Source organism: Alphaproteobacteria bacterium LSUCC0719 (assembly GCA_040839025.1).
In the GTDB taxonomy this organism is placed as follows: domain Bacteria; phylum Pseudomonadota; class Alphaproteobacteria; order Puniceispirillales; family Puniceispirillaceae; genus UBA8309.
In genome coordinates this window covers 184,782-193,314 of record JBFPJN010000005.1, presented here as the reverse complement: position 1 = coordinate 193,314, position 8,533 = coordinate 184,782, and the positions used below count along the sequence as shown (strand labels likewise).

Genomic DNA, 8,533 nt, shown 5'->3' with positions numbered 1-8,533 from the left:
CGATCTTGAAACGATTGTCGCCTGACAGGGTGAAACTCGGCCCCCTATACCCGGTCTCGCCGCTGTCCTTGTCGGTCGCGATGAAGGTCAGCCCGGTGTCGGTATCGCCGGTCACCGTGCCTTCCTTGACAGACGCCGTGCCGCGAATCTCCGGCACCGGCGCAAACTGAACATCGCTGACGGTGAAGGTGATCGGCACGGTATTGGTGAGGCCGGCGTTGTTGCCGTCGGTGGCGGTCAGCGTCAGGGTGATCTCCTCGCCCGATCTGAAGCTGGCACCGGCTTTGGCGAAGATTTTGCCGTTTTCGATCTTGAAACGATTGTCGCCTGACAGGACGACATCCGGCTCCTCATACCCGGTCTCGCCGCTGTTCACATCCGTGACCCGGACCCGCAGCCCGGTATCGGTTTTGCCGGTCACCGTGCCTTCCTTGACAACCGCCGTGCCAAACATCGCCAGCACGGGCGCATGCTGGGCATCGGGATTGGCCATGACCTGTTTGATGCTATTCTCAAGTTCGGAAAGAATTTTGCTTTCGTCTTCTGAAAGCTGAGGGGTTTCGCCGCTCTCGGACTTCCGCTTGATCACGTCACGGTTCTTTTCCACAAGGTTTGTAATGGTGGGCAGAACCTTGCGCACCTTCTCGAACACCTGCTGCTTTTCCGGCGACTGCTCGGCGGGGGCCGGGGCATAGGGGTTGTCAACCAGCGGGTCGAAACCCGGAATCGTGGACTGAATATCATCTTTCGTCATCACGCCGGTGGCGATCAGATGCGTCAGCGCCGAAACGACGCTCGCCCCCTGTGGTGCCAGCCAGATGCCGAAACCCGACAGGTCCTGATCGTCTTCGGTGCCTTCCTGGCCGTCATCGCCGAGATCGGTCGCGCTGCTCAGATCGACGATATAGCGTTTGCCGACCAGATTCACCGGGATGGACCCGCTGAAGGCACCCTGTTCATTTGTGGTGCCGACACGATGATCCTTCTCGGTGTTCAACTCGCCGTCACCGTCAGAATCGACATAGACGACGGCACCCTTCACCGGCCCGTCATAGACATGGCCCGACCGCGGCTCCAATTTCACGGGCGTTGACGTCCCCGCCGTGTCCAGCCCACCACCACCACCTCCGCCGCCACCACAGGCGGCGAGGATCAGCGCCCAAAAGGACATGCCATAGGGCGTCAGGCTGGTGCCGGGCTGGCGCATATCCGGTTGGGCGGTTGGGCGCGCATCTGCGGTTCGGGTCGACCGACCCTCCCCCGAAAGAGAACGGCCCGAAAGAGAGCGGCCCGAAAGAGAGCGGCCCGAAGGATCTGGTCCGGGAACGGCTGTGGACCGCAACAGATTGCGGCGGCTGAGATCGGTCATGTGTGTCACCTCGACTGGCATCAGGACGGAAACCGGGCCGTTGCCGACACAGACACAAGACACAGACACAGACACGGCCACCATGCAGAATCGATTATGGCACGAGGTAACTTAAATTTCGGTTAATGGGCGGTAACGAAGAATCCCGCCCCATTTCAGGCCGCCCGGATCAGGCCGCCAGTTCGCTTTCCACCAGCCGCGCCCAATAGGTGGCGCCGACCGGCAGCACATCGTCATTGAAATCATAGCGCGCGCCGTGAAGCTGGGCATCGGCCGGTGCCGGGCCGCTGCCAAGCCAGATATAGGCACCGGGGCGCTCTTCAAGCATGAAGGCGAAATCCTCGGCACCAAGCGACGGTTCGACGTCGCGCGCCACCATATTGTCGCCGAGAACGGCCGCCATCACATCGCCGGCACGCCCCGCCTCGGACGCATGGTTGACCGTCGCCGGATAGCCCGGATGCCATTCGAAATCGAGCTGGCAGCCATAGACGTCGGCGGTCGTGGCGGCGATGTCGCGAATCGCCTCTTCCAGCAGCTTTCTTGTCTCGGCGGTGAATGAACGGGCGGTGCCCTGAAGACGCACATTGTCCGGGATCACATTGTGCGCGCTGCCGGCCTGAAAGACGGTGACGCTGACAACCGCCGAATCAACCGGCGACACACGCCGCGAGACGATGGTTTGAAGCGACTGCACGATGGCAGCACCGCAGGGGATCGGGTCGACTGTCATATGCGGCTGCCCGGCATGGCCGCCGCGTCCGGTCACCGTCATCTCGAACATGTCGGCATTGGCCATGCAGACACCGTCATGGATTCCGGCGCTGCCGGCATCCATCGACGGCCAGTTGTGAAGACCCCAGACGGTTTCCATCTCGAATTTTGTGAACAATCCATCATCGATCATCGCCTTGCCGCCGGCACCCCCCTCTTCGGCGGGCTGGAAGATGAAATAGACAGTGCCGTCGAAATTCCGCGTTTCGGCAAGATACTGCGCCGCCCCCAGAAGCATTGTCGTGTGACCGTCATGCCCACAGGCGTGCATCCGCCCGGGAATTTTCGAGGCATGGGGCAAATCGTTCAGTTCCTGAATTGGCAGCGCATCGATATCGGCCCGGAGCCCGATCGCGCGGCGGCTGTCACCGCGGCCATGAAGCACACCGACAACGCCTGTCTTGCCCATGCCGCGATGCACCTCGATCCCGAATTCGGCAAGGCGCGCGGCGACGAAATCCGACGTCCACACCTCTTCATAGCTGGTTTCGGGATGCATATGCAGTTCATGTCGCCAGCCGCGATGTTCGTCGATGCGGTCGGCGATGGAATTGATGACAGTCATGGGGCCTCAATCAGGTTGATGTTTCGAGGCGTCAATGTTCGCCGCGAAGGCGGCCAAGGTCAAGCTTGCATCAAGTCCCGCTGCGCCGCAGGGATGCGGCGTTTTGCAGGGTGAGACAGCGTTTCCAGACGGCTTTGTTTCTGCTATTCAGGCCTTTGATGCGGTTTGTATGTCTGCCTTTGCCCTGCCTTCGCCCTGCCTATGCAAGGTGGTGTCGGGCCGGACAAACCGGTGGTCGGCAGGGGAACAGGTGCCAGCACGGCCACAGCGCAAATTACGGGGCAGATTACGGGCCAGATTACGGGCCATATTGGCGAAGCGATGCAGGGTGCCACCTGATCCCGGGCCGGGGACAGGCAACACATCTATCGGCATCCTGTTGTGAAACAGACCTGCGGGCCTGATCGGGGTCCGCCAGAACCGGGTGAAAGATCATGGCGTCAGAGAAGTCGCATCATGAAGGGCCGGACCGAGGCCTGAGCGGCCTGCCGGGCGGCAAGCCGAAATATTCGGCTTTTGCGCTTGCACGGCAGGCGATGCAGTATCATCAGGGATGGCAGCGCGCCTGGCGCGATGCCCAGCCGCAGGACGAATATGACGCCGTTATCATCGGTGGCGGCGGGCATGGTCTGGCAACAGCCTATTATCTTGCCGCGGTGCATGGCATCACCCGTGTTGCCGTGGTCGAAAAGGGCTGGCTTGGCGGCGGCAATACCGGCCGCAACACCACCATCATCAGATCCAACTATCTGTGGGATGAATCGGCGGCGATCTATGAACATGCGCTGAAACTGTGGGAAGGCATGTCACAGGATCTGAACTTCAATGTGATGTTCAGCCAGCGCGGCGTTCTGACCATCGCGCATTCCGAGCATGAGCTTCGGGAAATGTCGCGGCGCGTGCATGCCATCCGCATGAACGGCATCGATTCGGACGTGCTGGGTCCGGACGAGATCAAGAAATTCGTGCCGATCATCAATATCGACCAGACCATCCGCTATCCGGTGATGGGCGGGTTCCTGCAGAAACGCGGCGGCACCGCGCGGCATGACGCCGTGGCGTGGGGCTATGCGCGGGCGGCAGACGATCTTGGCGTCGATATCATCCAGAATTGCGAGGTCACCGGGCTGCGGCGCAACGGGCGCCGTATTGTCGGCATCGACACCAGCCGCGGTTTCATCAAGACGCGCAAGGTCGGATGCGTTGTTGCCGGACATTCCAGCGTGGTGGCGGCGATGGCCGACATCCGCCTGCCGGTTGCCAGCCGGCCGTTGCAGGCATTGGTATCGGAACCGATCAAGCCGATCCTCGATACCGTCATCATGTCGAACGCCGTCCATATGTATGTCAGCCAGTCCGACAAGGGCGAAATGGTGCTGGGTGCCGGCGTGGACAAATACAATTCCTACGCCCAGCGCGGATCCTTTCCGGTGCCGGAACATATGCTTTCGGCCGCTGTCGAGCTGTTTCCCGTTTTGTCGCGGCTGCGCATGCTGCGGCATTGGGGCGGCATTGTCGATACCTGCCCCGACGCCTCGCCCATCATCTCGAAAACCGATGTCGAGGGGCTGTATTTCAACTGTGGCTGGGGCACCGGGGGCTTCAAGGCCACACCGGGTTCGGGCCATGTCTTTGCCGACCTTATCGCCAATGACAGGCCGAACAGCATCGCCGCGCCCTATGCGCTGGACCGGTTCCAGACCGGACTGCTGATCGACGAACACGGCGCCGCCGGCGTGGCACACTGACATAGAGGGAATCATCATGCTGCTGATCACCTGTCCCCATTGTGGCCCCCGCGACGAGAGCGAGTTCAGCTGTGGCGGCGAGGCGCATATCGCGCGCCCGCTCGCCGAAAACAGCCTGACCGATGCCGAATTCGCGGATTACCTGTTTCTGCGTGACAATCCGAAAGGGCTGTTTCTGGAACGCTGGCGGCATGCCGCCGGATGCCGCCGCTGGTTCAACATGGCGCGCGATACCGTCACGCACGAGATTGTCGAAATCTACCCGATGGGAAGCGGTCCGGCCTCGAAGGCCGGCAAGGCGGCGCATGCGGCCAGCTGGCGACGCGACACCGCCGCCGAAGCCGCCGCAAAGCCGGCGCGCAAGACCCGGGCGAAAAAGGACAAGGCATCATGACCAAGAGCAACGCAACCGGGTCAGGCCTGTTCACCCGTGGCGCGCCACCCCAACTCCTGCGAAGCGCCGATGGCGGTCGCATTGACCGTGGCAGACCGGTCATCTTTACCTTCGATGGCCGCAGCTATCAGGGGTATGAGGGCGACACACTGGCCTCGGCATTGCTGGCGAACAATGTTCACCTTGTCGGCAGATCATTCAAATATCATCGTCCCCGCGGCATCCTTGCCGCCGGGTCGGAAGAGCCGAACGCGCTGGTGCGGGTGGGACGCGGCGCGCGTGCCGAACCCAACCTCAGGGCCACCCAGGTGGAACTTCATGACGGGCTCTATGCCGAAAGCCAGAACCGCTTTCCGTCGCTGAAATTCGATGTCGGTGCGGTCAATTCGGCACTGCAGTCCTTTTTCCCTGCCGGTTTCTATTACAAGACCTTCATGTGGCCGGCTTCGATGTGGATGACCTATGAACATGTGATCCGCCGGGCCGCCGGGCTTGGCCGGGTTGCCGATGATCACAACGACCCGGACCGCTATGAACGGGTCCACGCGCATTGCGATGTGCTGGTTGCCGGCGGCGGGGCTGCCGGTCTGATGGCGGCACTGCAGGCCGCCCGAAGCGGTGCGCGGGTGATTCTGGCTGACGAGCAGAATGAATTCGGTGGATGGCTTCTTGGCGAGGCGGACGTCACGATTGATGGTGAGGCACCGACAGGCTGGATCGCCAGGGTGATTGCCGAACTGGCAGCGATGGAAAATGTGACGCTGCTGCCTCGGACCACCGTGTTCGGATATATGGACCACAACTACCTGACCCTGACCGAGCGTGTGACCGACCATCTGGCCACCCCGCCGGCGCATCTGCCGCGCCAGCGGCTGTGGAAGGTACGGGCGGCACAGACCGTCCTGGCACAGGGGGCACATGAACGCCCGCTTGTCTTTGCCGGCAACGACCTGCCCGGCGTGATGCTGGCCGGTGCCGTTCGCACCTATATCACCCGCTATGGGGTGGTGCCGGGCAACAGGACCATTGTCTTCACCAATAATGACGATGCCTACCGGACCGCGCTGGCGCTTCACCGGGCCGGCGCACATGTCCTTGTCGTCGATCTGCGGCGCGACCTTCGCGGCGAGCTGATCAAGGCCGTTCGCGCCGCTGGCATCGAGGTTCTGAGCGGACATGCCGTAATTGTTGCCAACGGCACCCAGCATCTGGCCCGTGTCGAGATTGCACCGGTCGATGACGGTGGCAGGGTCGTCCTTGACGACCCGTTCCACATGGATTGCGATCTGCTGGCCATGTCGGGCGGCCTGTCACCTGCCGTGCATCTGCATTCACAGGCCCGCGGCAAGCTGGGATGGGATGAAAGGCTGCTGTGTTTCAAACCAACCACGGTGCATGAGGCAAGCTTCAATGCCGGTGCCGGCAATGGCGTATTTGACACGGAAAAGGCCATCGCCGACGGGATCAAGGCCGGCATCGCCGCCGCCGACGCGGCCGGGTTCGCCACCGGCGATGCCGCCAATTCCACCGCCATGCCCGCTGTCGAGGCACCAAACCAGAGCTGGCGTCCGCTGGCAGCATGGAAGATCAGCAATGGCCAGGGGCCCGGAAGGGGGCCGAAAGCCTTTGTCGATTTCCAGAATGACGTGACCGCCTCGGATGTCAGCCTTGCCGCGCGCGAGGGATATCAGTCGGTCGAGCATCTGAAGCGGTACACCACGCTTGGCATGGCAACCGACCAGGGCAAGACATCGAACATCAATGGTCTGGCCATTCTTGCCGACGCGCTTGGCCGCGAGATTCCGGATGTTGGCACGACCACCTTCCGGATGCCCTACACGCCGGCAAGCATCGGTGCCATTGCGGGACGCGATATCGGCACATTGTTCGATCCCACGCGGCTGACCCGCATGGATGACTGGCACCGTGCCAATGGTGCCACCTTCGAGCATGTCGGCCAGTGGATGCGCGCCTGGTATTACCCCAAGGATGGCGAGACAATGCAGGATGCCGTCAACCGCGAGGTGCTTGCCGCCCGCACGACGGCAGGCATTCTCGATGCCTCGACACTCGGCAAAATCGACATTCAGGGGCCTGACGCGGCCGAATTCCTGAACCGACTCTACACCAACAGCTGGCTCAAGCTTGGCATTGGCAAATGCCGCTATGGTCTGATGCTCAAGGATGACGGCATGGTGATGGATGACGGTGTCACGACGCGGCTTGGTGAAAACCACTTCCACATGACAACCACCACCGGCGGCGCTGCCGGCGTGCTGGACTGGATGGAAGAATGGCTGCAGACCGAATGGCCCGATCTGAAAGTCTATCTGACATCGGTGACCGAGGAATGGTCCGTGGCCACCCTGTCGGGGCCGAACGCGGCCAAGATCCTGCAGGCCGCGAATATCGATATCAGCCTCGATTCGGCGGATTTCCCGTTCATGAGCATGCGCAAGGCCCATATCGCCGGCCTGCCGGTCCGGATTTTCCGCATCTCCTTCACCGGCGAGCTGTCCTATGAGATCAACATCCGCGCCCGGCACGGGCTTGCGCTGTGGACGCATCTGATGGCTGCCGGCAAGGCCTTTGGCCTGACGCCTTACGGCACCGAGGCGATGCACGTCCTGCGCGCCGAAAAGGGGTTCATCATCGTCGGACAGGAAACCGACGGATCGGTTACCCCGCAGGATCTGGGGATGGACTGGATCGTGTCAAAGGCAAAGCCGGACTTCATCGGCAAGCGGGCCCTTGCGCGCGCCTCGATGGCGGCGGAAGACCGCAAACAGCTTGTCGGGCTTCGCACGCGCGACCGCAAACGGGTGATCCCCGAAGGCGCGCATGCTGTCCTTGACCCCAATGAAGACATGCCGATGACCATGCTTGGTCAGGTCACATCATCCTATTATTCGCCCAATGTTGGCGGCTCTATCGCCATGGCGATGCTGAAGGGTGGCCGGGCGCTGATGGGCGGCACCGTCTATCTGCCGATGCTGGATGGTGACGTCATTGAGGCGGAAGTTGTCGAGCCCATGTTCTTTGACCCGAAGGGAGAGCGCATCAATGGCTAGCCTGTCGAACGAAGGTGAACGTCCCCCGGGCCGCACCGCCCTTGTCAGCATGACACCATCAACGCAACCCAACCCGGATGGTGGCAAGCCGGGGCTGGTCATCTGCGAGCTGGCGCATCTTGGAAAGATCAATCTGCGCGGCGGCACCGACATGCTGCCGGTGATCCGCAACCACACGGGATGCACCACGCTGCCGGCCAGCAATCGCGTTGTCTCGGTCGGTGATCGGCATATCGTCTGGCTTGGGCCGGATGAGTTTCTGCTTCTGTGCGAGGCCGGCACCGAAACGCATCTTCACAGCCAATTGACGCTGGATATGGACGGCCTTCATGCCGCGGTGACGAATGTGACGGACAGCCTGTGCGCGCTGTCACTGCGCGGGGCGGCGGTCAGGCAGGTGCTTGCCAAGGGATGCGCACTTGACCTGCATCCGTCACAATTCGGTGCCGGTGACTGCGCGCAGTCACTGCTGGCACATGCGGCGGTAACGCTGATCGCCGGGGACGGGAACCGGTTCACACTGATCTGCCGGACCAGCTTTGCACCCTATGTCGCCGAATGGCTGATGGATGCCGGACTGGAATTCGGCGCCGCCTTCAAGGGCTGACGCCA

At 62.0% G+C, this 8,533-nt stretch carries 6 protein-coding genes; 4 read left to right on the top strand and 2 right to left on the bottom strand.

The genetic code is table 11. The annotated features are described in order from the left end of the window. Together AB3X55_10805 and AB3X55_10800 are read right to left on the bottom strand one after the other, a co-directional pair. A partial coding sequence (locus AB3X55_10805) for a hypothetical protein (protein ID MEX0504074.1) occupies positions 1–1,369 on the bottom strand: 1,369 nt, incomplete at its 3' end. A 169-nt stretch (positions 1,370–1,538) separates the two neighbouring features. Beyond that, positions 1,539–2,708 carry a M20 aminoacylase family protein gene (locus tag AB3X55_10800; protein MEX0504073.1) on the bottom strand — a complete coding sequence of 390 codons (1,170 nt, stop codon included), beginning with the start codon at positions 2,706–2,708 and terminating at the stop codon, positions 1,539–1,541. A 434-nt stretch (positions 2,709–3,142) separates the two neighbouring features. Here AB3X55_10800 and AB3X55_10795 point away from each other — a divergent pair, with 434 nt between their 5' ends. From AB3X55_10795 to AB3X55_10780, 4 genes are read left to right on the top strand one after another with little or no spacing between them, the layout of a single operon-like run. Further along, positions 3,143–4,456 carry a sarcosine oxidase subunit beta family protein gene (locus tag AB3X55_10795; GenBank protein MEX0504072.1) on the top strand — a complete coding sequence of 438 codons (1,314 nt, stop codon included), beginning with the start codon at positions 3,143–3,145 and terminating at the stop codon, positions 4,454–4,456. Positions 4,457–4,472: 16 nt separating this feature from the next. Then, positions 4,473–4,850, top strand: a complete 378-nt coding sequence (locus AB3X55_10790; GenBank protein MEX0504071.1) for a sarcosine oxidase subunit delta — start codon at positions 4,473–4,475, stop codon at positions 4,848–4,850. Continuing rightward, positions 4,847–7,921: a sarcosine oxidase subunit alpha family protein gene (locus tag AB3X55_10785; protein ID MEX0504070.1), complete on the top strand. Its 3,075-nt coding sequence runs from the start codon at positions 4,847–4,849 to the stop codon at positions 7,919–7,921. The genes AB3X55_10790 and AB3X55_10785 overlap by 4 nt, the downstream gene beginning before the upstream one ends. Further along, positions 7,914–8,528, top strand: a complete 615-nt coding sequence (locus AB3X55_10780) for a sarcosine oxidase subunit gamma (protein MEX0504069.1) — start codon at positions 7,914–7,916, stop codon at positions 8,526–8,528. The genes AB3X55_10785 and AB3X55_10780 overlap by 8 nt, the downstream gene beginning before the upstream one ends. The last annotated feature ends 5 nt before the right edge of the window (positions 8,529–8,533 follow it).

Coding starts and splice junctions, on each gene's coding strand:
- AB3X55_10795 (MEX0504072.1), top strand. CDS start 3,143: ATGGCGTCAGAGAAGTCGCATCATGAAGGGCCGGACCGAGGCCTGAGC.
- AB3X55_10790 (MEX0504071.1), top strand. CDS start 4,473: ATGCTGCTGATCACCTGTCCCCATTGTGGCCCCCGCGACGAGAGCGAG.
- AB3X55_10785 (MEX0504070.1), top strand. CDS start 4,847: ATGACCAAGAGCAACGCAACCGGGTCAGGCCTGTTCACCCGTGGCGCG.
- AB3X55_10780 (MEX0504069.1), top strand. CDS start 7,914: ATGGCTAGCCTGTCGAACGAAGGTGAACGTCCCCCGGGCCGCACCGCC.
- AB3X55_10800 (MEX0504073.1), bottom strand. CDS start 2,708: ATGACTGTCATCAATTCCATCGCCGACCGCATCGACGAACATCGCGGC.